The organism is Tolypothrix sp. PCC 7601 (genome assembly GCF_025677855.1).
Classification (GTDB): Bacteria; Cyanobacteriota; Cyanobacteriia; order Cyanobacteriales; family Nostocaceae; genus Aulosira; species Aulosira diplosiphon.
Map to the genome: position 1 here is coordinate 7,414,290 of NZ_CP064879.1, position 24,589 is coordinate 7,438,878.

Below are 24,589 nucleotides of genomic sequence, written 5' to 3' on the forward strand. Positions count from 1 at the left end.
TGAAGCAATCGCAAAATCTCTCACCAGGAATAAATCCATGCGATTGCTTCGTCGTTCCTCCTCGCAATGACGCTTAATTCTCTAGTTATAAAATAAAAACTGGGATGCACCCGAGAACTTATAAGAAACATTCCCTTCTTCATCTACTTCAAAAGCAGCATTAAGTGCTTGAGCTTTTTCATCTAAATATTGTTTAGATGACTGAATTGAAATATCAGCATTTTTTGCCATTTGTAATACTGTAATTTTGCCAGCATTGGTTTCGACTAATTTTAAAAATACTAATTCCAGACGCTGTTGTTCTGATGCGAGAATTAATGCTTTTTCTTTTCTGTTCTGCTGGACTAAAGATAAAGTCAAGCATCCTCCTATCATGGTTGAGGGAAGAGTCAAAATAGTTAAAGCTGCTATTGCATCATTCTTACCTTTTTCAGTAGTTTTGGGATTGAGGATATCAATCATCATTGCGGCAGAAAATGGAATGCCAAATAATAAAAAAAATACAGCTAAAAATTTTTTGACTAATTTCATAAAAATAGCTTAAGTCAAAAATGATACTTATATTATAGCCTTTGTTTCCCGTAATAGTTGAAATTAGGGGTATAAATTTATTAGTAATAATTTAAGTAATAGTTGTGAATTACTTAGCGTGCCCAGTAGGTAGCGTACCACATCCAGACAAATGCAAAGGCGCAAATTAAGGCACCTAAATTCCATTTAACAGAATTTCTGATCAGATCATCATAAGTATTATTTTTAGCTGCTTTAGCTTGATTACTGATTTTTGTTTCTAATTGACCCATTTGTAAAAGTAATTCATTCTTAAGTTTTTGGGGTTCCTGTAACTCAGGCGTATTCTTTTGGGGATTTAAAGATTTAAAAATTTTATTAATATCTTCAGTATTTTTCGCTTGATTTAATAGTGACTTGGCTTGTCTGATTTGAGTAATTTGTTGCGAAGACTGATTGTTAATTTGGATCAGGTTTTGATTATTAATTCGCAATGTATTATGAATACCTAAAGGTAATAATAATATAAATCCAATTCCAGCTAATAAAGCAGACCAGGATAATATTTTTAATAGATAAATTTCTCTTTTATCACGATAAACTCTTTCTCCGAAGAATACCAGTATTAAAGCTATTAAAGGTAACGGTGCGTGTTCTACTAGCGCTCCCAGCATTTGAAATTCCCAAACAGCATTGGTAAAATGCCAAGGTAAAAAGATATTAACAACATCTATTGCTGCCAATAATAATAAAATATATCCGACAACACGCAAATTAAAAATAGAATTCCAGTATTCATCTTCAAATTGATTCATAAGTAATAATTCCTGTTTGTTTAAATATTAAGGTTTAGGAAAGTGATAACTCCACCATGAATAAGAATTAAACCAAGCTTTTTCTAAACGCTGATAAGCGCTGTGAGAGTTAAAACCATTAATTGGTGTAGATAAATGCGCCCATAAACAACGCTTATCAAAAAAACTTTCTTTACCTAATAACCAAGAGAAAATATGCTGAAAACTCAGATTGTACAGATAGCGATTTTGCATAAACTCATCTGGAGTCACTGTACTTTCACCTTGGGGATTAATACAGCTACTTAAATATGCTTTATTGTTATGAGTAAATAAACCATAATAGCCTATTCCAGGTTGCTGACGTACAGTCTGAAATAGCTTACCTATAGGTAATTTTATCTCTGTATTCTTGTAGATCATTCCTTCAACATTTCCTAAGGCTCCTACAACATAACGCATCTCTATATCTATAGGAATGTGGTCATAATAATATCGATACCGTCTCCCAGAAATTACAGCATCATATTGCTTTGGTTGCTGTACAACTATATCAGTCAAAGCTTGGCTTTTCCAGATTGTATTTTTGTCCAAGACTACAGTTTCCGGGAACAAAAACGGTTGAATTTTCTGGATAGTTGTATTTGGTGCAAAAATTAGTTTAGCGATAGTCAAGAAAACACTTAAAGAAGTTACAACTAGCAATCCTAGCCGTGGTTCGATTTGGGATTTGATTTTTGGCTTTGATTTAGTTAATCCTGTCATGCTGATTTATATTGTTGTAATACCCAATAACATACATACACAAAAGCCAAAATTGAAAATGTAGAAAATATCTGACTTCCTGAACCTTCGTGCCAATATTCAAATCCTTGATGATTTTTAGCAGCTACCAAAAGTGTCATCAATACTAACCGAAATACATTAATTACAAATCCTAAAAATATAGCCACAATTGGCAACATAATTTTGTGAAATATTTTTATAGGGAACACTAATATAAATAGTAATGATAGTTGCAGCAAGATTAAAATTGCATTTAAACCCGAACAAGCAGGATATATTTCTATAGCACCTGTAGGGAGGATGACATTAACACCTTGTCGAGAAACTGGAAATCCTAAGTACCACAGCACAAAGGTAGAAAATTTTGCAGCTAAGATGCTGACATTAAAATTACTGTCAATGAAACCCGATATTAAACTTTCAGATAATAGCAGCAGTAAAATTGCAAATTCTTGAATATATTGCTTTAATCCTCGGATACCGGAGGCTATTAAAGCTAAACCTAAAAATGATATTAAAGCTGATATTTTTACAAAAATTGAATCAAACCACAGCAAACTGAGGCTTTTAACCAGAAGAACAAAAATTAAGAATAATCCTAAAAGAGTTGAGATAATATCACTTTCTAAACTGAGATTATCTCGCTTTTTCCAGATTAAATATAATATCGATGCCCAAAATAAACAACGAATAGTTAAAGCATCTAAACTAGCGATAAATTTTCCAGCTAAATCTAATTGAATAATAATTAAACCAACAGCGATCGCACACAACCAAAAATTAGGTTTTTGTAGCTTTTCAACAATATTAAAGCCAGATATTTTCATGACTTTTTCTTTTTCAACCAATTATGAAGCGCTCCCCCAGCAACCACTGCTAAAATACCTGGAGTTGCTGAAAAATTGTAAGGAACTCCAGCAGTGTTAGTGTCAAGACTGATAAATTCTAAGTCAATATCTGCGCGTGCTGAAGTGGTATCATCTCCTAAAAATATAAAGTTAGAGGTTCGATAAACATCACTACCAAATCCACTAGCTGTAGTGTAATCGCGCAGCGCACCGCTTAAAAGAGTTGTAGTGTTATTAGTTAGCGTATAGTTGCTACCAACAACATTCAAAGTATAAGTATTTAGGCTGGATAGCAAACTGGAAACATTAGTTACTTGTTCACCAATAGAGTTAAAAGAAGAACTAGCCTGAGAAAAAATATCACTATTCCTAAAACCTATTTCTATTCCTTGCTTGTCACTACTGATAGCGACAACGCTAAAGCCAGCGCGATAAGCGCCATTCGTTCCATCATTAACTTGGGAGTTAATTTTGACTGTAAAAGTGAGACTATAACCAGCATTCCTATCTAGTGAGGGAAATGATGAATTGACTAGGCTAGTAGGAGTGATTACAGAAGGAGAAGCTGAGGTGGTTAAATTATAGTTACTATAACCACCATATATACCATTATTATTACTTGCATTAGTATTCAAATTGGTGACACCGCTGCTGAAACTCTGGGTACCACCATTTGGAGAACCAAAAGTTAGCGCAGGTGAATTGTTGAGTTCTGGTGAATTATATAAATTAGGTGTGACACCAGATGTCCCATTATAAAGAGTGATGACTCCCGCTATGCTGCGGTTAGCTGTCAGCAGCATGATAAATCCTACGCTGAGAGCAATTATTTTGTTTCTCATTTAATTTATATATTTCGTGTTAGTAATTACAGTTATTTTCAAACACCTTAAATACAAGTAATTTTAATGGAATATAGGAATCCGCTTTGATTCCTGAAATTATTTGCGTAGGGAGGGAACAGGGAACAGGGAACGGGGAACGGGGAACAGGGAAGAAGAAATAAAAGTGTACTTAGGTTTTTTCAAAAATCAAATATGAGTCCTATAGCAGTTTTGCGTGTTAAGCCTGTAGCCTAACCTCAATGCAAATTACCGTAATTACAAAGTTGGAATTATTACCTTAATTCTTGCCTGAAACCTAAGAATTATTAGCATCTTCTGGAGTTAATGTGTAATTTATCACACAACATTATATCCGAGGATTCCAGAAAAGCTTGGGTATAAAAAGGTAAATAGTGTAAATTTTATTTCAATACTGTTACTTAGTATTACTATAAATTGAGATAAAAATTAGCATAGGGAAGACTAGTACAACAAGGCAAAAGGCAAAAGTCAAAAGTCAAAAGAAAGAATAGTTATACCACAAGCCTTTTAGCAATTACAGATAGTCTGTTTCTCTTACAAAGTTTGGCGGGACGGAAACCGACACCGCCAACTTTGCGCTATTTACGCCGACTTGTACTAGACACACAGGTATTAGTGTGCGATCGCATCAAGCCGAAGGTAAAATTTGTATTAGCGTGGTTTAATGCACTTAAGGCGATCGCAACCTAAATGTTGAGTCATCATTGCAGATAGTTGTTGAGAAGCTAAACCATCAATATTTAATTCTCGCTTAATTTGCTCATAGCTTTCTCCCTGCACTATCCTATTTGCTATTTGCTGAAACTGTGTCCAAGTTAAATCACTTTCCACAAATGCTTTAGCGAGGGTAATTACCAATTCCTCATAATCATTATCTTCAAGTTTTGTCATCATCCGGTGTTCAATATGTAGCGAATCATCAAAGCAGTAATACCAAGACTTTGGTTGCTGCTGGAGTACCGTTGTGAAAAAATCTTGCTGTTTAGGACGACTCACAGCGCGATCGCCTTCGCTACAAACCATTAATATCGGAGCAGCAACAGAATTTTGAGCTTGTTTTAACAGCGTTTCTCCTAATTCTAGAAATATGCGTAATGCGGGAAGCCGAAAACCTTTATAGCCAAAATTACCAGATGCGTCTTTGTTGAACCATTCAAAGTAAATTGGCAGAATTTTAATTAACCAATCGAATATTAACTGATTACTACCTAAATAAGGTGTGAACAATAAAGCGCGATCAATCAACTGCGGATATTCTAAAGCTAACCAAGCTGCTAAAGTTCCACCTGTTGATAATCCACCCACTACAACTTCTTTACCTAAAGTTTTAGCAACTTCTAACCAATCCAGCACAAATTGTTGATAAGTCTGAATGTTTGTAGGAAGTGGTGGCGGATTTTTGCGGTTCCATTCACCTGAGAGTCCATGACCAGGTTGTAAAGGAACTAAAACGTTGTATCCTTGATGGAAAAATGCTTTACCAATTGGCTCAAATTGATAAGGCCCGGCTGTAAAGCCATGCAAGAATAGACATACTTTCTCAGTGGCGTGAGAATGGACAAAGAATTTTGAACGACAAGCTTCGTTTTTGAGTCCCATGTTAGACTCTGATTGCTGAACTTTTTCCAGAATTTCTGCTGTGTTCTGAATATTAATTGTCACGCCGCTTTGCTCCACACTAAAAATTAAAAATTTGCATAAATAAATTCAAGTGACTCAATTATTTTGTGGTTGAGTCATCTTTCAATAATCGGCTTTTTGGATGTATTGCTGTAGAATTTACCTCAACAATATCAGTAGCCACATCCAACTAACGTAGTAATTTATAGCGACTATCTTAAAAATCAAGCGATCGCAAAAGCGCTAATCACTAGACTTCTTAAAGCAATTCTTTATGAGGCTGCATAAAATTAGATCCCCCCTAACCCACGCCAGTCGTCTCAAGTCGGGAAACCCGCCCACGACGCTGGCTCCCCTTGAAAAAAGGGGGGAACTAGAAAAAATCTATCAAAGTCCACGCCACTTGCTTCAAGTCGGCAAAGCCGCCCAACGCAGTGGCTCCCCTTTTTAAGGGGGATTTAGGGGGATCAAGATATGTGCAACTTCACATTATTACCTGCAATATCCCAATTTACGGAATTTTTCAGATGTATACTGTATAAAATATAAAATTAGAGAAAATTCGCGTATTTTAACGGAACTAAGCAAGCAAAATGGCGAAATATGCATTGCTGATTGGAGCTAGTGAGTATGAGTCTCAAAAAATAAATAACTTATCTGGTGTAGTTAAAGATATTGAAGCAATGCAGCGTGTTTTGCAGAATTCAGGGATAGGTGGATTTGATGAAGTCAAATTTTTGTCTAATCCTGATTCCGATACCATGCGCTCAGAAATTGAGCAGTTGTTTATGGAAAAATGCCAGAAAGATGACGTAGTACTGCTTTATTTTTCTGGACATGGTTATAGACATGAAGACGGAAGTTTATTTTTTATCAGCCGCAACACTCAAGTTAATCCTCAAGGTTTCCCTAGAATTGGTACAGCAGTAGATGCTAAATTCATCCATCAAAATTACATGAGTCGCAGCAAATCTAAGCGACAAGTATTAATTCTTGACTGTTGCTTTAGCGGTGCTTTTGCAGAGAGGATGAGTGCCAAAGATATTGCTAATCTTAGTATTAAAAATGAAATTGGTGAGCAATTAGGTGGTGAAGGTAGAGCTGTGCTAACTTCATCAACAGCTACACAACAATCCTTTGAAGATTCAGGCGGCGGAGTTTACACCCGCTACTTGGTTGAGGGAATTGAAAAAGGAGCAGCTGATAGTGACAATGATGGTGTGATTACCGTAGCTGAACTGCATGAATATGCCAAGCGCAAGGTGCAGGAAGCAAAACCAGCGATGAAGCCAGAAATCTTTGCCGTTAAAGAAGGTTATACAATTCGTCTAGCCAAAGCACCAGTTGATGATCCACAATTAGAGTATCGCAAAGAAGTTGAGCAATGTGTAATAGATAGTGAAATATCGGAACTGGGACGCTTTATTTTGGATCTCAGACAAACGGAACTAGGGTTAACTTCAGAAAAAGCAAAAGAGATAGAAAATGAAGTTCTCAAACCATTCCGTGAGTTTCAGGAAAGCTTACAGAAATATGAAAAAGCACTGACTGCAGTATTACAAAAGCAGCAAAATTTAAGTGATAGTAATCTTAAGTTATTAAAACGATTACAGCAAGTTCTCAAACTTCGAGATGAGGATGTTGCGGCCATACATAATTTCTTGATTCTCAGTTCAGAGAAAGGCGTATACTATACCAAACTGCGCGACTTGCTAGCAGCAGGGAACTGGAAAGATGCTGATATGGAAACATATCGAGTGATGATTCAGGCTCTAGGTAAAAAGGAAGGTGATTACTTTAAGGATGAAGAATTATTAAACTTTCCTTGTACAGACCTCCGCACGATTGACCGCTTATGGGTAAAATACAGCAATGGACACTTTGGCTTCAGCGTTCAAAAGGAAATTTACTTGAGCGTTGGCGGTAAGCTAGATGGCACGTACGACGATGAAGCCTGGAATCAATTTCGTGATCGCGTAGGATGGAGAGTGGAAAGCTCCTGGATTAGTTACACCCACGTCACTTTTAGTACCTCTGCCCCTAGGGCACACCTCCCAGTTGTTTTTGGGGAGGAGGGGGAGAGATTGAGGGTGAGGGGGTATTTGGTTTATTGGAGTGCGGGGTTGGTTTTCTCTCGCATCGAGACTTGTAAACTGTAACAGTTAAAGCTTTCAGAAATTTATAAAGATTGAATGCAAGCTCTCTACACACGCAATAATAAACATTTCAGTCCGTAGGGTGTGTTATGCCGTAGGCTAACGCACCTTGAATTTTTGATGGTGCGTCGGTGCGTTGCGCTGCGCGACAACACACCCTACATTTAAATTTATTAACAATTTAGTTATCAACGTTACAACATTAAGAACAAAACCTTGACCATTAAGAACAAAACCTTGACCATTAAGAACAAAACCTTGACCATTAAGAACAAAACCTTGACCATTAAGAACAAAACCTTGACCATTAAGAACAAAACCTCGACCATTAAGAACAAAACCTCGACCATTAAGAACAAAACCTTCACCATTAAGAATTAAAATTGAAGCGATCGCTCTTTAGGAAAAACTTTTTGGTTTACTCTTAATACCATTTCACTAAAACCCTGATACATATAGATTTCGCGTAGGGGCACAGCACTGCCCATTGGTATCAACTTAACTTCAAAAGCGATATAGGGCGGGCGTTGTACAAATACTTCGCGCCCTCATCCCCTAACCCCTTCTCCCTGAGGGAGAAGGGGAATTTAATTTCTGGCTCCCCTCTCCCTGAGGGAGAGGGGCTGGGGGTGAGGGCGAAACCTTTCACCCAAGCGGGTTTCACGTTAAGTTGACAAAATACTTCGCGCCCTCATCCCCTAACCCCTTCTCCCTGAGGGAGAAGGGGAATTTAATTTCTGGCTCCCATCTCCCTCTGGGAGAGGGGCTGGGGGTGAGGGCGAAACCTTTCACCCAAGCGGGTTACACGTAAAGTTGACACCACTGGGTATTGCCTTGCCCTCTAGAATATATCGATGTGTCGCAAACATTATTTAAATTGGTATAAAATAACACTCAATAATTAAATACAGAGAAATTACGGACATCAATAAAAAGTTTTGTTAAAAAAAATGCTATTTTCGCTGAACTAGAATCTAGCTCAATTGAGGCAAACTAGCTATAGAAATGTCTTAAAGGAGTAAATATATGACTCGTAAGAAACGTACATCCCGGATTCTACAAAAAGCTGAGTTTAGAGTCGCTGGAATCAAAGCTATTGATCCAAACATAGCATTTGATAATAATTACAACTTACAAAATCTGACTCAATTAATACAGCAGTTTCACAGTATGCTTGATGAATATAATGATTCTATGGCTGTAATTGAATCTTCTAAAACCAAGCTTGACGAGATGGAAAAAACCATCAGCAATATTTCCGATAAAATGCTGGCTGGGGTTGGTTTCAAGTATGGCAAAGACAGCAATGAATATGAACTTGCAGGTGGCGTTAAACTAAGCGAACGTGTCCGCAAAAGTAGATTAACCCGCTTAAAAAATAGCGCAGAGAAAACAGCAGATAATAATGTAGTAACAGCCTAGCACCGCCAGGCGGAAGTCTGACTTCCAATTAAAACAATACCCACGGGGGTAGGGGCACGGCACCGATAAAATATTGGCAATACCAAAAGTTTGTAGATGCCCATTGTTGTCAACTTAACGTGAAACCCGCTTTTTAGCAAGGTTTTTGCCCTCACCCCCAGCCCCTCTCCCACCAGGAGAGGGGAGCAAGAGATTTAGTTCCCCTTCTCCTGCGGGAGAAGGGGTTAGGGGATGAGGGCGCGAGATATTTGTACAACGCCCGATAATCAAATCAGATTCTTATAATTTATCACCGTACTTTGGTAGAGTAATTTTAACCAAGCTAGAATTACTAGATAATCCAGAGCATCAAAACTATGAAAGTTATTCATGGAACCTGGATACCAAATGCGTCATCTGACTTTATTCAGCCAGGCTCTTTTTATTTGTGGATAGAAACCCCAATAGTTAAAAAAAGCCGTAGTAATCATCAAAATATTCATCCCGGACATCTACCAAAAGCTGAACTAATTAGTTTTTTAACGTCAGCTTTGGGGTTGAAAGAACCAGCAAATCAATTAATTCAACGCGTATCACCTCAATATTTTGCTTTACCTACTGCTAATAATCAGCCTTTACCTTCACCAGAATTAATTAAGTATCTAGAAGCGGAAATTCCGGAAGACTATACAGATTTTCAATATTGGCAGGTGGATTGTTATAAAACATTGATATCTGTGAAAACTGCACAAGTAAATAACGTTATTAAGCTGCTCAATGATATTCATTTTTTAGCGCTACACAATGCCGATGAAGTGCAACTCGGTTCGGATTTATTATTTTGGTATCACTACACCCAAGCTTTTAAGCAAGTCATTCTCAAAGACCAATATATTCCAGCACTGAAATATCGACAGTTAGAAGCAGCCACAACTAAGAAAAAAAGCAAGTCATCAACTGTACAACCTTTTGAGATTTACGCTACTTGGGAAATTATTTCTCCTGCCTACGAAGAGAATATTAAAAAGTATATTGATTATATGCCACTAATTTGTGTGGCAGGTGCGGCAACACCGAGCGATCGCATAGAATTTTTCGATAGAGAAACGTTATTAAGGCATTTTTCTGAATCTATTCTCACTAATATCATCACGCAGACACCCTCTACAGCCGCTTTTGATAAACAAATCGCTGATTCTTTAGTGGAATATTGCCTTTATCCTCAGAGATATAATCCCTTAAAAACTAACAAAACTTTAGCAGAATATCAGCAATGGTTAGCATGGAAAACTAAAATTAACCGTACTCAAGTTGATGCTGGTTTTCATCTTTGCTTCCAATTGTATTCTCCGACTGCTGAAGAGATAGACAATTGGCAAATGCAATTTTTGGTAGCCAGTACACAAGACCCTTCTCTGAAGTTGGATTTGTCAGATTACTGGAGGATGAATAAAACAGCTAAAGCGGGTGTACATAAACAATTTGGCAAGGATTTTGAAACGCATTTACTGCTGAATTTAGGTTATGCAGCGAGGATGTATTCTAAATTATGGCAGGGATTGGAAACCGATCAACCTACGGGAATGCAACTCACTTTAGAAGAAGCGTTTGCTTTCCTTCAAGAAAGTGCTTGGGTGTTAGAAGATGCTGGTTTTAAAGTAATTGTACCTGCTTGGTATACTCCCGCAGGTCGCCGTCGCGCCAAAATTCGCCTCAAAGCTTCCGGTAAAAAATTAGCACCAACAAAAGGTGAAACCAAGAGCTATTTTGGTTTAAATTCCCTAGTACAGTATGAATATGAATTGGCAATTGGTGAGCAAGTTGTCACACCCCAAGAATGGGAACAATTAATTAATGCTAAAGCTCCTTTAGTGCATTTTCGCGGTCAATGGATGGAATTAGACCGAGATAAAATGCAACAGTTGCTAGAATTTTGGCAATCTCATGGTGATGAACAACCCCAGATGAATTTGCTGGAATTTCTGCAACGTAGCGCGGAAGCTGGGGACGAATGGGAAATTGAACATGATGAAGTTTTATCGGACATGATGGCGAAGCTGCAAGATAAAAGTCAGCTAGAACCAATTTCTGAAGAATTAAATTTGCAAGGGAATTTGCGCGAGTATCAAAAGCGTGGTGTTTCTTGGTTGCAATATTTAGAAAGATTGGGATTAAATGGCTGTCTTGCAGACGATATGGGTTTAGGTAAATCCGTGCAGGTAATAGCTAGGTTAGTACAAGAAAAAGCAGCTTATGAAATAACGCAAACCGAAGCAATATTTTCCTCCTCATCTCCCTCATCTCCCTCATCCCCCTCATCCCCCTCATCCCCACTACCCACATTATTAATCGCGCCGACTTCCGTTGTCGGAAATTGGCAAAAAGAAATTGCCAAATTTGCGCCACATTTAAAAAGTATGGTGCATCATGGAGGCGATCGCACGCAAAATTCCGCAGACTTTAAAGCCGCTTGTCTTCAGCACGATGTTGTCATTACTTCCTTTACCCTGGCTCGCAAAGATGAGAAACTACTCAACAGTGTGGAATGGCAACGTCTGGTTTTAGATGAAGCGCAAAATATCAAAAATCCCAAAGCAGCGCAAACTAAAGCAATTCTTAAACTCTCCGCTAAACATCGACTCGCTTTGACAGGAACTCCGGTAGAAAACCGATTACTTGATTTATGGTCGATTTTTAATTTTCTCAATCCTGGTTACTTGGGTAAAGAAGCACAATTTCGTAAATCATTTGAAATTCCCATTCAGAAGGATAATGATCGCGTCAAATCAGTTACTCTGAAAAAATTAGTCGAACCTTTAATTTTACGTCGGGTGAAAACTGATCAATCAATTATCAATGATTTACCCGATAAAGTTGAACAAATCCTCTACACCAACTTAACCAAAGAACAAGCCTCACTTTACGAAGTGGTGGTGAAAGATGTTGAAGAACAATTGCAAAAGGCTGAAGGAATCCAACGCAAAGGATTAATCCTTTCGACCTTAATGAAATTGAAACAGATTTGCAATCATCCAGCCCAATTCTTACAGGATAACAGCGAATTTTCCCCAGAGCGATCGCACAAACTCAGCCGATTATCAGAAATGGTAGAAGAAGCAATTTCCGAAGGCGAAAGTTTACTGATATTTAGCCAATTTACGGAAGCTTGCGAAAACATCGAAAAGCATCTCAAACACAACTTACGCTGCAATACTTATTACTTACATGGTGGTACAAACCGTAAACGTCGGGAACAAATGATTAGCGAATTTCAAGAACCCGATACCGAACCATCTGTATTTATTCTTTCCCTCAAAGCCGGTGGTGTCGGGATTACACTCACCAAAGCTAATCATGTATTCCATTTTGATAGATGGTGGAACCCAGCAGTTGAGAATCAAGCAACAGATAGAGCCTTTAGAATTGGTCAAAAAAAGAATGTTTTTGTGCATAAATTTGTCGCCATTGGCACTCTTGAAGAGAAAATTAACCAAATGATTGAAGATAAGAAAAAACTCTCGGCTGCTGTTGTCGGGAGTGATGAATCTTGGCTCACAGAACTAGATAACGAAGCCTTTAAACAACTTATCTCCTTAAATAAAAGCGCAATTTTGGAGTAAACCTCATGGCTAAATTTAGCAGAACTTGGTGGGGCGATCGCTTTATTCAAGCATTAGAGCAATTCACCGATGAAGGACGATTGCAACGCGGACGTTCCTATGCGCGTGGAGGTAAAGTTTTAAATTTTGAAGTAGAGAAAAATAAAATTACAGCTAAAGTTAAAGGCTCAATAAATCCTTACTTTGGAGTTTACAAAGAACCAACTTATAATATATCAATTGAAATTACACCAATTGCTAAAAATCGCTGGAGTGAAGCGATTCAAAAGCTTTCCTCAAAAGCGAGTATTGTTTCGCGGTTGCTAATTAACGAAGTCCCAGAAAATATAGAAAATACTTTTGCTGACTTGGGATTACATTTATTACCCCACAGCAGCAAAGATTTTAAAACTAAATGTTCTTGTCCAGATTACGCTAATCCCTGCAAGCATATCGCTGGTGTATATTATTTAGTTGCTTCGCAGTTAGATGAAAACCCATTTCTTTTATTTGAATTGCGGGGATTATCCAAAACAGAACTACAAGCAAAGCTGGCTGAGTCAAATTTAGGTAAAGCGCTATCGGAAGAATTGAATACGAAGGAAATTCCCTTAGAATTATCCACTTCGCTGTATACAAAATTAGAAAAGCAAACTATTGCACAACAACCAAGCGTGAGAGAATTTTGGTTAGGAACGAAGCGATTACCACAAACAATTGAAGTAGGTAGTCAAAGCGGGGTATCAGCAATTTTAGTGAAGAAGCAAGGAGATTTTCCGGCTTTTTGGCACAAGGATAATTCTTTTATTGAAACGATGGAGGAATTATATCAGCGAGTGAAGACGAAAAATCAGAATATTATGTGAATCAAGTTTCATACAGAAGCATAAAGAATTAAATTTAACGATTAAATTTCAGCCAAGCAAATACTTGGTCAACTGTCAAATCTAGTGTTAAAAAATTGGGTATTGGTAGAGATTCGCTACCAGTTAACTCTAAAGGCTCTTGTCTAGGAATAAAAGCTAAAATTAATCGCTCATCTGGGTCAATTAACCATCCAAGTTTAGTACCATATTTTAGGCAGTGCAAAATATTGCTAATAACTTTAGTAGCTTTTTGGTCAGGTGACAGAATTTCTACCGTCCAATCAGGATAAATCTCAAATACGTTAGGTACTTCACCATCTTCGTCAAAGGGAATTCTCTCCCAGCTAAACACAGTAGCATCGGGAACTATGGAACGTCCGCCAAATGTACAGCGCAATTCTGGAAATGCTAAAGCAATTTGCGGCGTTTCTGCAACTTGATTAACAACGTCACAAAATTTAAATTGTAGACGCGAATGTTTCCCTTGAGGCATAGGTTTTTGATAGATGCGACCATGAATATATTCACTAGCTGGCTTAGTTTCTGGTAGTTTGAGAAATTCGTTCAAAGTCAAGGCTGGTGCTGTTGTCATACGCCAACTGTTTTGGATTACTATTATTTTATCGAGTTGCGATCGCCTTTGTTATGTCGTGAAGGATATGTGTGAGAATGAAATCAGATTATATCCATAATCTATCCCTAATTAAGATGTTAATATTATTGCAACCCGAATTAAATGAATAATATGACAGAACTTAACTTTGACGAAGAGAAAATTAAGCAACTATTTAAAAGCGCACTTATCGAAGTAATTCAAGAACAGAAAGAAGTATTTTCTGATTTGTTAGCAGAAATTATCGAAGATATCGCTCTTGAAAAAGCAATTAAAGAAGGTGAAGATACAGAACCAGTAAGCCGAGAGGCAATTTTTAAGATTTTGGGAAATAAGGGATGATTGTTGAGTTCCGTAAAAGCTTTGAAAAGGATTTGAGCAAAATTAAATAAGTATTGCGATCGCCTTACCTTTGACTCAAGGATAATTCTTGTCTAATTGATTCAGTAATTACATCGACTAAACCCAAGCGTTGACTAATTGGTAATTGCACAACAGATTGCTTTAAATCCTGTGTAGATACATTGATTAAATCTCCTGTTACAGTATTTTGATTATTTTTATTTTGTGCTAGCACTTGCTGTGAATAATTTTCTAAATCTACACGTAGTGTTTCCAAAAACATACAATCATTAGCAATATCTGATAACTCATCTTCATTTATGCTTTCATCATTTAGCCTTAATTCATATAGTTTTATTAAGTTGTTAATTGCTTCAATAATAAATTGAATATCTTTAAAAGAGAGTTTCATTTTCTTGACCAAGTTTATATTTAACTGTTAATTTATTTTATAAAAATTTTCTCCAATCTGCCTGAGTGCAATTTTATAAGTTTCCAAAATGTGTTTTTATTTTTCTGTATCACATCATGGCGCTGATGAATTTTATGAAAGTCCAATCACCTACAATACGGTTCAGTTAAAAATTTTTCGTCATGGTTTTCGGTTAGTGGAGACGCGATTTATCGCGTCTCTACAAGATTTAAATGTCAATTGATTTATCTTATTCAAACCGTATTGCGATCGCCTACTATTTTTCAATAACAAAAAAGCGATCGCACCCTAAAAATGCGATCGCTTTTTTATTTCAATCTGAAATCCTTACACCAAAAGCGTCTGCAACAAAGGTCTATCTTCCGATATCTTCCCTGTCCGCAACCATTCATTTAATTCCTCTGGTGCGACAGCTTGCTGGAGACGTTCCCGCAATGATGCACCTTCTAAAATTTCTTGTTGCAACAATTCTTGTGCAGTATCTTCTAGCAATGTCCGGTTATGTTGCAGAATACTCAAAGCGATATGGTGAGCATTATCTAGGGTTTGCTTGACTTCGCGGTCAATTTCTTCTGCTACTTGGGGACTAATCGAACGGCGAGGATTTCCATAGCCTTCGATAAATTGCTGTTGAATCTTCTCAAATGCTACTGGCCCCAGTTTATCGCTCATACCATAAATGGTAATCGCCCGTTCTGCCATATCAGTAGCTTTTTGGATATCGTCAGACGCACCAGTAGATACCTTACCAAAGACAACTTCCTCAGCCGAACGTCCACCCAATAAAGTTGCAATCCGTCCGCGAATTTCGTCTTCTACCATTAAAAAGCGGTCTTCTTCTGGCATTTGGATTGTATAACCCAAAGCACCAACACCACGAGGGACAACGGAGATTTTTTCTACTCTACCAGCCCCAGGCATTAAAGCCCCAACGATCGCATGACCAACTTCGTGATAAGCTACAGTCTTCTTCTCGGTTTCATTTAACACCCGAGAGCGTTTTTCTAAACCAGCCACTAAGCGCTCAATTGCTTCGTTGAAATCTGCCATAATTACCGCTTGCCGATTTTGACGGGCTGCTAGCAGTGCGGCTTCGTTCACGAGGTTGGCTAAATCTGCTCCTGCAAACCCTGGTGTGCGGATAGCGATAGTAGCTAAATTCACATCTTCAGCTAATTTAACGTTTCTCGCATGAACATTAAGAATCGCTTCCCGACCAATTTTATCAGGGCGATCAACTACAATTTGGCGGTCAAAGCGTCCGGGACGACGTAATGCGGGGTCAAGGACTTCAGGACGGTTAGTAGCGGCGATAATAATTACGCCTGTATTGGCATCAAAACCATCCATTTCGGTGAGTAACTGGTTGAGGGTTTGCTCACGTTCATCATTACCACCCACAAAGCCACCATTACCAGCACGAGATTTACCCAGTGCGTCTAACTCGTCGATAAAGACAATACAGGGAGCTTGTTTTTTCGCTTGATCGAATAAATCGCGGACACGTGCAGCACCGACACCAACGAACAATTCGATAAATTCAGAACCGGAAATACTAAAGAAAGGAACCCCAGCTTCACCTGCGATCGCTCTTGCTAATAATGTCTTACCTGTCCCTGGAGGCCCTACCAACAATGCACCTTTAGGAATTTTCGCTCCCAAGCGGGTGTACTTGTCAGCATTCTTTAAGAAATCAACAATTTCTTCTAATTCCACTTTGGCTTCATCGACACCAGCCACATCAGTAAATTTCACACCTGTGCTGCCATCAGATGAAATCCGCGCCTTGCTTTTGCCTACCGTCAAAGCAGCAGGGCCGCCTCCTTGACGATTCATTAAAAAGCCCCAAATACCAAAGAAAATTAACGGTGGAGCTACCCAGCTAATTAAAGTATTTAGCCAACCATTTTGGTCTGGTGTAGGCGCAGCAAATTCTACATTATGCTCGCGGAGAATCTTCGGTAAATCGAGATCCAAAGCTACAGGTGTAGTAGTTAATACTTGTTCTGTCGGGTTGCCATCGGGGGTTTGAGTTTTGAGGACATACTCAATGCGATCGCTACCTACCATCGCCCGTTCAACTTTACCAGCTTCTACCTGAACCACAAAATCACTATAAGGAACCTGTGGCAATCTCGGGCCTAAGAAACTGGGAACAATAAAGTTAAGCAGCAATAATACAGTTACTAATATCAAGAAGCTGCCACCAAACTGCCGCCATCTCGAAGGTTTCAATTGATTTTTATTATTATTTTCTACAGGCATTTTGATGTACCCTCAATTTAATGTTTTTGGGATTGGGGATTGGGGACTGGGGATTGGGGACTGGGGACTGGGGACAAAGGGAGATGAGGGGGATGAGGAAGCAGAGGAAGCAGGGGAGAAATAATTAATGACAAACCCCAAACACCCAATTACCCATTACCAATTACCCATTACCAAATCCCCAATGACAACGTAACGTGAATTGCAAAGTTTTGTATCTCTTAGGTTTATTCTAGAAACTAGATGGCGTAGACCAAATTCGTGTATACCCCACAGAAAAATGCGTATTGCCGAACTTCTATGGAAAATAAGCTAGGATTGCTGCTCAAGGTATTTATACTCTCGATTGTGCTGTCGTTCTTCATTAAATATGCAGCACCCAGCTTGAGAATCCCCGGGACAGATGTAGTAGCCCTGATTATGGTCTTATCACCAGCGACGATTATGGCGATCGCATTATTATGGCGATTCCAAAGACTGAAGTCTCAAGTGTGAAGGCTGAAATTACCTCACCCAAAAATGTGCAGGTATGTAACGATTCTTTTCATCCTTTATCCTTAAAACTTCATCCTTCTTGATAGCTGTTCATCGTCTAGGCGGAAGTTGCTAAAATCAGCTAACCTAGCTGCATTAATTGTAGGAATTGGGCATGGGGCATGGGGCATTGGGCATGGGGAATGAGTAATGAGTAATGGGTAATGGGTAATGAGTAATGGGTAATGGGTAATTGGGTGTTGGTAATTTCTCCTTGTCTCCCTCATCTCCCTCTGCTCCCTCATCTCCCTCATCTCCCTCTGCTCCCTCATCTCCCTCATCTCCCTCATCTCCCTCATCTCCCTCATCTCCCTCATCTCCCTCATCTCCCTCATCTTCCCCAGTACCCAGTCCCCAGTCCCCAATCCCCATGAAAAATGTAGCTTGCCAACAGCTGGGAGTCAGCCTGTGAACCTAGGTCAATGGATAGGCTTAATCGCCATAGTTCTTTCTTTATACATCTTGTGGCAAATTAAAGAAGTTTTATTGCTGATGTTTGCCGCAGTTGTATTAGCTTCTACCTTAAATCGTCTAGCGCGATGGTTTCAACGTTGGGGAATCAAACGTGGTTTCGCCGTACTTATCGCCGTAGGTATATTTTTTGCTTTAATAGTCGGCTTTTTCTGGTTGATTGTACCGCCTTTTACAGCACAGTTTCACGAACTGACTTATCGAGTTCCCCAAGGTTTAGAACGCTTAAATAGTTGGGTGAATGCGATGAAAACTCAAGTTCCCGCTCAACTAGTACCTTATATTCCAGATTTAGACAGTCTGATCCAACAAGCACAGCCATTTATTAATAAGCTAGTAGGAAACTCTTTCGCTTTTGTCTCTGGTTCATTAGAAGCGCTCCTCAAAATTTTACTTGTGCTGGTTTTAACGGGGATGTTATTAGCTAATCCCCTAGCTTATCGCCGAGTATTTGTGCGTCTTTTCCCCTCATTTTATCGGCGGCGGGTAGATGGAATTTTGAATCAGTGCGAAACTTCCTTAGAAGGATGGATAATCGGTGCGCTCATTGCAATGGGTGTAGTGGGATTGATGAGCGTTATCGGCTTGTCGGCTTTAGGTGTGAAGGCGGCTTTGGCTTTAGCAGTTTTAGCAGGCTTTTTAAACTTGATTCCCAACCTTGGCCCGACAATGAGTGTAGTTCCTGCAATGGCGATCGCACTTTTGGATGCACCTTGGAAAGCTGTTGCTGTCTTGATTCTCTACTTTTTCATCCAGCAAGCTGAAAGTAATTTTATTACACCAGTTGTCATGGCTCATCAAGTTTCCTTACTACCAGCTGTGACATTAATTTCTCAGTTATTTTTTGTGACATTCTTCGGTTTTTTAGGACTATTTTTAGCTCTACCTCTCACTGTTGTGGCGAAGATTTGGCTACAAGAAGTTTTGATTAAAGATGTTTTAGATGAATGGGGAAATAGCCATCAAAAAGAAGCTGAATTAGTTATCGTTTCTAACTCGCCAGGGGTAGATGATCCTTGGGAGGCAGATAGCCCACATAATGATGTAGAACGGACAACTGATGATGCTTGGCAAGAAAAAGATTAGTATTGCTGGGCATTGGGCATTGGGCATGGGTCATGGGAAAGACCGCTTTTCATGCCCTATTTGTATAATTAATTGGGAATGTCCCAATACTGCTCGGTTAAGGATTTTAAACTCTTAATTTTGTTTGGGAAAAGGTTAAAGGGTAAGGGTTAAAGGTTTTTTCTTGCCCCTTTTCCTCTTAACCGACAAGTATTGGGGAATGTCCAGCCTAAAAAGTATACTCAAGGGAGAAAAACACGCAGCTTTTTGCAAAATCTAAAATCTAAAATTGGTTTGCTAAATCATGATGCGTCGCTACATTATTTTTGGTCTTGGTGCTGTGGCACTATGGTTAATACTTAAACCTTTATGGATGCAATCCAATCCTCAACCACAAGCACCACAAGCAGCAGCACCTACACAGCAACCGCAACCTTCTGTAGTTAGTAAAAAACAAACTTCAACTTTACCAGTTGCAACTAATATTTCTGCTACTTCTCAAGCAAAAATTTGGTCTGTGCTTCAGCAGGGAAGGGGTTATGTAGTGATTATGCGTCATGCCTTAGCCCCAGGGATTGGCGATCCTGTTGAATTTCGCTTGAATGATTGTTCTACACAACGTAACCTATCAGAAGCTGGTAGACAGCAAGCAATAAGAACTGGCAAGGCTTTTATAACCAATAATATTCAAGTTTCTAGAGTACTATCAAGTCAGTGGTGTCGCTGTTTAGAAACAGCCAAATTGATGAATTTGGGTCAGGTTGAGCCTTATCCATCGCTCAATTCCTTTTTTAATAATTACAAAACTCAACCACAGCAAACTGCACAACTGCGTCAGTTTATTGTCAATAATCGTAACCGTCCTGGTGTAGTTGTAATGGTGACCCACGAAGTCAACATTACAGCACTGATCGGTGATAGTTACCCTAAATCTGGTGAATCTGTTGTGGTGCGAGCTAATAAAAATAACAAAATCGAGCTAGTTGGACAAATTAAAGCTTTATAGGAATCGGCATTGGGGAAAGGTGAAAGGTGAAAGGGTAAAGGTTAAAGGTTTTTCTTGCTATTGTTCCCTTAGGGATTTACAAGAAATAAATTATTCCATCTTGTGGGGCGGGCATCTTGCCCGCCACATAATCTGGGCGGACAAGATGTCCACCCCACAATAAATACTGGGATATTTTTTTATTTGGAAGTCCCTGAGCCAACAACTGTTGATAAGCTAATGCGCGTCTAAATTGCATAACTACTAATCAGGGCTGTTAACTGTTGACGGTTAACTGTCAACGGTCAACCGTCAACCGTCAACAGTCCTCACGATTGATTGTGCAACTTAAAAGCAGAATAGCTTATAAGATTTCTCCAGCCAAACTGATTTAATCAATTAGGTGGCAGCTTCCAGCCCCATAATCAATATGCTAATTTGCTACATTTAATATGCGAACAATTGCGGAAATCAACGAAAAAATTACTAGCCAACGTGCAGTGGTGTTGACAGTTGAAGAACTGAAAGCCAGAGTTGCAGAAATTGGTGTAGCAAAAGCTGCCAAAGAAGTTGATGTAGTTACCACTGGCACATTTGAGCCAATGGAATCAAGTGGTGCAATTATTAATCTGGGACATACTGACCCACCAATCAAAATTCGCCGTTGTTGGTTAGATGGTGTACCAGCTTACTCTGGATTTGGTGCGGTAGATTTATACATTGGAGCTAGTTGTCCAGCCGATGCGATCGATGGGGAAGAAGTTAAAGAACGTGGCGGTGGTCATGTCATTGAAGATTTGATTGCAGGTAAAGCTGTACAATTACGAGCCCAAGGACAAGTGACCGATTGTTACCCGCGCGCCACCTTTGAAACCACGATCATGCGGGAAACGATAAATCAGTTTTATTTATTTAATCCGCGAAATCTCTACCAAAATTTTATTGTGGGAGTTAATGGAGGCGATCGCCCACTTTTTACTTATCTGGGGCCGTTACAGCCACGTTTAGGCAATGCAGTTTATTCTAACCCGGGAGCAATTTCGCCTTTACTTAACGACCCGAATTTAGAAGTTGTTGGCATTGGCACGAGAATTTTTTTAGGTGGTGGTATTGGCTATGTGGCTTGGGAAGGTACTCAACACTTCCCCTTACAAAAACGCTTGGCTAATAATACGCCCATAGGGCCATCTGCGACTTTAGCTTTAATCGGTGATGCCAAGCACATGGATGCGCGTTGGGTGAGGGGATGCTACTTCAAAAGCTATGGCCCTTCATTAATGTTAGGCGTTGGGGTTCCAATTCCCGTGTTATCAGAAAAAGTAGTGGAACATTGTGCCGTGCTAGATAAAGACTTAGTCGCGCCAATCGTAGACTTTTCCATTCCCCGGCGCGTTCGTCCTACATTTGGTTTGGTGAGTTACGCGCAACTCAAGTCTGGACGTGTCACCATTGAAGGCAAAACCGTGCGTGTAGCACCATTGGCAAGTTTATATTTATCTCGGCAAGTTGCCCTAGAGTTGAAAAATTGGATTGAAGCTGGCACCTTCACCCTCACCGAACCAGTATCCCCAGTGCCGATGGAACGCTCTTTCATCCCCCAAGACCGTTGGACGGAGTTTTGAGGCTGGGGATTGGGGATTGGGGACTGGGGATTGGGGAAGATGAGGGGGATGAGGGAGACAAGGGGAGAACAGCAATTACCAATTACCAATCACCAATTACCAATTACCCAATGCCCCATGCCCCATGCCCAATGCCCCATGCCCCATGCCCCATTCCTATTCCTGAGCCGGTTTTGGCCGTTTAATTGGCTTAGGCGCAGGGGTTTTTGGTACTGGTTTTGAGACAGCAGCAGAGTCACCACCGCCTATTTTCTTGACTGGGCGTGGAGTATCGCTACTACCGCGTCGGGGTGTGAATGGTCTTCTGCCAGCTCCACCGCCGCCACCACCACCACGAGGGCCACCTCTGAATGATGGTCTGCGCTTTTTGGGTAAATCGGCGATCGCTTCAGCATTTTCTATGAGCAGTAAGTCAGCTTCCCGCTTCACTTGAAAGTCCCAGAACTTTCCTACTGCTTTAGTCGTCAGCACACCCGTCAATTTCAATTTAAAATATTTGGGTTTATCGATAGGTTTACGCGGAGCCTGCTTAATTTTGACCACTAAGCTTTTAGCATCAAATGACTGGTAGACGACTTCACCGCGAACGGAAAAACCACCATCTGGAATTTCTGATGAGGGTTTTGGGGTGCTAGTAGTTTCTTCGGCAGTTTTAGACACAGTATCATCAGCATTATCTAAGTCTGATGATTCAGAATCTGGCTCGTCTTCATCTGTCAGTTGTTTAGCCAGTTTTTCTGGCTCCCAAACGCCGACAATTTGAAGGTGCAATGCATCATTTTCTTGTCTGGTGCGCGGATAAACTACCCAAAGATGTTCTTGTTCTAAATCTAAGTGATTCTTAACTAAACTCATAATCCGTCCTAGGAGAACGGCATTGAGTTCTACCCCATCTGCGGTTAGCAGAGAACCTTGGGTAAATTGTTCATCACTGGCAAGATAGCGACCGCGAACTAACCCAATGGCACGGTACTGCATTGGTTCGCTAGGTGGTGGAATCGGTTGCTGGCGATTCGCGAAGTTGCTATTAGCAGCAGTTTCGCTGGGTTCAACGGTCGAGTTGTCAACTTCAGAGGACTGGGCTGCTACTGTAGGAACACTAGCGGCTGCCTCTTCAATAGGGCCCTGGTTAGAGGCAGAAGAGTTGGAAGATTCAGGCGACGGCATCAGGTCGGAATTCATAAAAACTCCTTGCGGCGGAGACACATCCCATTGTGGGATTTTACGAAGGCAGCTGAAAAGAGCGTTTGTGCGGCAGATGAAAGTATATTTACTTTCAACCCAGCCACGCCAGAGCGCCCTATACAATTCTAAAGACGCAAATTTATTTGTACACTAAATGTGTAATTTAGCGTCTTTACACTAGTTTCGGAAGCATATCATAGCTACAATGCTGACGGCTCCTCCTAAAGTCATCACTTACTTTAGCAAGCGTTGATCGTTATTTGTTATAAAATTCACAGGCAATAGACGGTATTCCGCAAAGTTTTGGAAATTTTTAACTTTGCGTTTTCTGTAAATGATAATGTCATTAATGTTCAAAAGAAGGAAGTCTTGTGTCTCAAACGCGCAGCTGGTTAGTTAAGGTCGTGCTGGCTCTGGCAGTTCTTGCTTTTGTGGGTATTTCAATGGTTCCACTGTTTGCTGCATTTAATCAACAAAATGATAAGCAAACTCCAGCCCAGAACAATGCCAGCGCTGGGAACAATGTGGCTTCAACTGACCAAAAATCAAAACTCCAAGATGAAGTTCGGGGTTATCAGCTGGTTTTACAACGGGAACCAGAAAATCAAACTGCTCTTAAAGGCTTGCTCCAAGCAAGGTTACAACTTTTAACTCTCAAAGAAGGAGATATTCAAGGTGTAATTGAACCTTTAGAAAAGTTAGCCAAGCTGAATCCAGAACAAACCGAATACGCTGTTCTTTTGGCTCAAGCCAAGCAGCAAATTGGCGATAAGGAAGGCGCAGCTCAAGCCTATCGTAGTGTTTTAAGTACAAAACCAGGCGATTTGAAAGCTTTGCAAGGAATGGTGTCTCTGTTACTCAGTCAACAACGCCCTGAAGCTGCTATTGGTTTATTGCAAGATACTTTATCCGCCGCACCCCAAGCTAATAAAATTCAGCCCGGAAGTGTAGATACAGTTGCAGTACAGGTGCTTTTAGGCACTGTTCATGCGTCTCAAAAACGCTATCCCCAAGCTATTTCCGCATACGATCAAGCAATCCAAAAAGATACCAAGGATTTTCGTCCGGTTTTGGCTAAGGCAATGTTACTGAAGCAACAAGGCAAAGTTGCTGAAGCTAAACCTTTATTCAATACAGCTTCGGCTTTAGCACCTGCTCAATACAAAGACGAAATTAATAAAGCAGCAGAAGTTGCTCCAGTTCCAGCGCCAACTGCATCGTCTACAGCCTCACCAGCAAGTAAACCGTAAGGATTAAGGGTTAAGGGTCAAAAGTCAAAAGTCAAAAGTCAAAAGTCAAAAGTCAAAAGTCAAAAGTCAAAAGTCAAAAGGAGCCAGTGCGCCCTTACGGTTCCCCGAATTGTACCGATGAAAGCGTTCCCACAGGGTAGCAACTGGCCTTCAAAAGCCAAATTTTTCTCCTGTCGTACTTTTCCCTTTCCTATTCCCCATTCCCCATTACCCCTTATCCCCAGAGGGGGCCCCGAGTTCCCCAGTCCCTAGTCCCCATTCCCCCTTATCCCCAGAGAGGGCCCCGAGTTCCCCAGTCCCCAGTCCCCATTACCCATTCCCCATTACCCATTCCCCATTACCCATTACCCATTCCCCATTACCCATTCCCCTTTCCCC

The 24,589-nt window shown here is 40.0% G+C and carries 22 protein-coding genes; 11 read left to right on the plus strand and 11 right to left on the minus strand.

The features are described from left to right. Positions 1 to 81: 81 nt before the first annotated feature. The 6 genes from HG267_RS30095 to HG267_RS30120 all read right to left on the minus strand — a co-directional run bounded on the left by HG267_RS30095 (position 82) and on the right by HG267_RS30120 (position 5,466). Positions 82 to 531 carry a hypothetical protein gene (locus tag HG267_RS30095; RefSeq protein ID WP_045871318.1) on the minus strand — a complete coding sequence of 150 codons (450 nt, stop codon included), beginning with the start codon at positions 529 to 531 and terminating at the stop codon, positions 82 to 84. A 113-nt stretch (positions 532 to 644) separates the two neighbouring features. After that, a complete protein-coding gene (locus HG267_RS30100; RefSeq protein WP_045871319.1) occupies positions 645 to 1,325 on the minus strand; it encodes an HpsJ family protein in 681 nt (226 codons plus the stop codon). Between the two features lie 27 nt (positions 1,326 to 1,352). After that, entirely contained in the window at positions 1,353 to 2,069 is a 717-nt protein-coding gene (locus HG267_RS30105; protein ID WP_052335239.1) for a cyanoexosortase A system-associated protein, read from the minus strand. Continuing rightward, complete coding sequence (gene crtA, locus HG267_RS30110; protein WP_263419988.1) at positions 2,066 to 2,938, minus strand: cyanoexosortase A; 873 nt, start codon at positions 2,936 to 2,938, stop codon at positions 2,066 to 2,068. Before crtA ends, HG267_RS30105 begins: the two co-directional genes overlap by 4 nt. Continuing rightward, positions 2,914 to 3,780 (minus strand): hypothetical protein, encoded by an 867-nt coding sequence (locus HG267_RS30115; RefSeq protein WP_045871321.1) that lies wholly within the window; start codon positions 3,778 to 3,780, stop codon positions 2,914 to 2,916. Before HG267_RS30115 ends, crtA begins: the two co-directional genes overlap by 25 nt. Positions 3,781 to 4,455: 675 nt before the next feature. Continuing rightward, positions 4,456 to 5,466, minus strand: coding sequence for an alpha/beta hydrolase (locus HG267_RS30120; protein WP_045871322.1), 1,011 nt, complete (start codon positions 5,464 to 5,466; stop codon positions 4,456 to 4,458). A gap of 551 nt (positions 5,467 to 6,017) precedes the next feature. On the opposite strand from HG267_RS30120, the gene HG267_RS41785 reads away from it, so the two are divergent. From HG267_RS41785 to HG267_RS30145, 4 genes are all read left to right on the plus strand, one after another. After that, positions 6,018 to 7,583, plus strand: coding sequence for a caspase, EACC1-associated type (locus tag HG267_RS41785; protein ID WP_045871323.1), 1,566 nt, complete (start codon positions 6,018 to 6,020; stop codon positions 7,581 to 7,583). A gap of 1,023 nt (positions 7,584 to 8,606) precedes the next feature. Next, on the plus strand, positions 8,607 to 9,002 hold the full coding sequence (locus HG267_RS30135) for a hypothetical protein (protein WP_045871324.1): 396 nt from the start codon (positions 8,607 to 8,609) through the stop codon (positions 9,000 to 9,002). A gap of 356 nt (positions 9,003 to 9,358) precedes the next feature. Further along, complete coding sequence (locus HG267_RS30140) at positions 9,359 to 12,601, plus strand: DEAD/DEAH box helicase (RefSeq protein ID WP_045873086.1); 3,243 nt, start codon at positions 9,359 to 9,361, stop codon at positions 12,599 to 12,601. Positions 12,602 to 12,606: 5 nt separating this feature from the next. Further along, positions 12,607 to 13,446 (plus strand): SWIM zinc finger family protein, encoded by an 840-nt coding sequence (locus HG267_RS30145; protein ID WP_045873087.1) that lies wholly within the window; start codon positions 12,607 to 12,609, stop codon positions 13,444 to 13,446. A gap of 34 nt (positions 13,447 to 13,480) precedes the next feature. On the opposite strand, the gene HG267_RS30150 is transcribed toward HG267_RS30145, so the two are convergent. Continuing rightward, the gene (locus HG267_RS30150) at positions 13,481 to 14,038 is read right to left on the minus strand and encodes a Uma2 family endonuclease (protein WP_045873088.1); all 558 of its coding nucleotides are present in this window, start codon (positions 14,036 to 14,038) and stop codon (positions 13,481 to 13,483) included. Between the two features lie 153 nt (positions 14,039 to 14,191). On the opposite strand from HG267_RS30150, the gene HG267_RS30155 reads away from it, so the two are divergent. Beyond that, positions 14,192 to 14,401: a hypothetical protein gene (locus HG267_RS30155; protein WP_045873240.1), complete on the plus strand. Its 210-nt coding sequence runs from the start codon at positions 14,192 to 14,194 to the stop codon at positions 14,399 to 14,401. Between the two features lie 64 nt (positions 14,402 to 14,465). On the opposite strand, the gene HG267_RS30160 is transcribed toward HG267_RS30155, so the two are convergent. Both HG267_RS30160 and ftsH read right to left on the minus strand, forming a co-directional pair. Beyond that, a complete protein-coding gene (locus HG267_RS30160) occupies positions 14,466 to 14,813 on the minus strand; it encodes a hypothetical protein (RefSeq protein WP_045873089.1) in 348 nt (115 codons plus the stop codon). 348 nt (positions 14,814 to 15,161) lie between these two features. After that, positions 15,162 to 17,099, minus strand: coding sequence for an ATP-dependent zinc metalloprotease FtsH (gene ftsH / locus HG267_RS30165; protein ID WP_045873090.1), 1,938 nt, complete (start codon positions 17,097 to 17,099; stop codon positions 15,162 to 15,164). A 300-nt stretch (positions 17,100 to 17,399) separates the two neighbouring features. Here ftsH and HG267_RS30170 point away from each other — a divergent pair, with 300 nt between their 5' ends. Further along, positions 17,400 to 17,594 (plus strand): hypothetical protein, encoded by a 195-nt coding sequence (locus HG267_RS30170; protein WP_071989462.1) that lies wholly within the window; start codon positions 17,400 to 17,402, stop codon positions 17,592 to 17,594. A 135-nt stretch (positions 17,595 to 17,729) separates the two neighbouring features. Here the strand turns inward: HG267_RS30170 and HG267_RS30175 are convergent, their stop codons facing one another. After that, positions 17,730 to 18,005, minus strand: a complete 276-nt coding sequence (locus HG267_RS30175) for a hypothetical protein (protein ID WP_045873091.1) — start codon at positions 18,003 to 18,005, stop codon at positions 17,730 to 17,732. 36 nt (positions 18,006 to 18,041) lie between these two features. Between HG267_RS30175 and HG267_RS30180 the strand changes: the two genes are divergently transcribed. The 4 genes from HG267_RS30180 to HG267_RS30195 all read left to right on the plus strand — a co-directional run bounded on the left by HG267_RS30180 (position 18,042) and on the right by HG267_RS30195 (position 21,961). Beyond that, positions 18,042 to 19,190 (plus strand): AI-2E family transporter, encoded by a 1,149-nt coding sequence (locus tag HG267_RS30180; RefSeq protein ID WP_045873241.1) that lies wholly within the window; start codon positions 18,042 to 18,044, stop codon positions 19,188 to 19,190. Between the two features lie 283 nt (positions 19,191 to 19,473). After that, positions 19,474 to 20,175: a histidine phosphatase family protein gene (locus tag HG267_RS30185; RefSeq protein ID WP_210403124.1), complete on the plus strand. Its 702-nt coding sequence runs from the start codon at positions 19,474 to 19,476 to the stop codon at positions 20,173 to 20,175. Between the two features lie 431 nt (positions 20,176 to 20,606). Continuing rightward, on the plus strand, positions 20,607 to 21,776 hold the full coding sequence (locus HG267_RS30190) for a homocysteine biosynthesis protein (protein WP_045873092.1): 1,170 nt from the start codon (positions 20,607 to 20,609) through the stop codon (positions 21,774 to 21,776). Continuing rightward, complete coding sequence (locus tag HG267_RS30195) at positions 21,773 to 21,961, plus strand: hypothetical protein (protein WP_071989463.1); 189 nt, start codon at positions 21,773 to 21,775, stop codon at positions 21,959 to 21,961. Before HG267_RS30190 ends, HG267_RS30195 begins: the two co-directional genes overlap by 4 nt. Here HG267_RS30195 and HG267_RS30200 read toward each other — a convergent pair. Beyond that, positions 21,933 to 22,958, minus strand: coding sequence for a hypothetical protein (locus HG267_RS30200; protein ID WP_045873093.1), 1,026 nt, complete (start codon positions 22,956 to 22,958; stop codon positions 21,933 to 21,935). The genes HG267_RS30195 and HG267_RS30200 overlap by 29 nt on opposite strands. 374 nt (positions 22,959 to 23,332) lie before the next feature. On the opposite strand from HG267_RS30200, the gene HG267_RS30205 reads away from it, so the two are divergent. Next, positions 23,333 to 24,211 carry a tetratricopeptide repeat protein gene (locus HG267_RS30205; protein ID WP_045873094.1) on the plus strand — a complete coding sequence of 293 codons (879 nt, stop codon included), beginning with the start codon at positions 23,333 to 23,335 and terminating at the stop codon, positions 24,209 to 24,211. Positions 24,212 to 24,589: the final 378 nt, after the last annotated feature.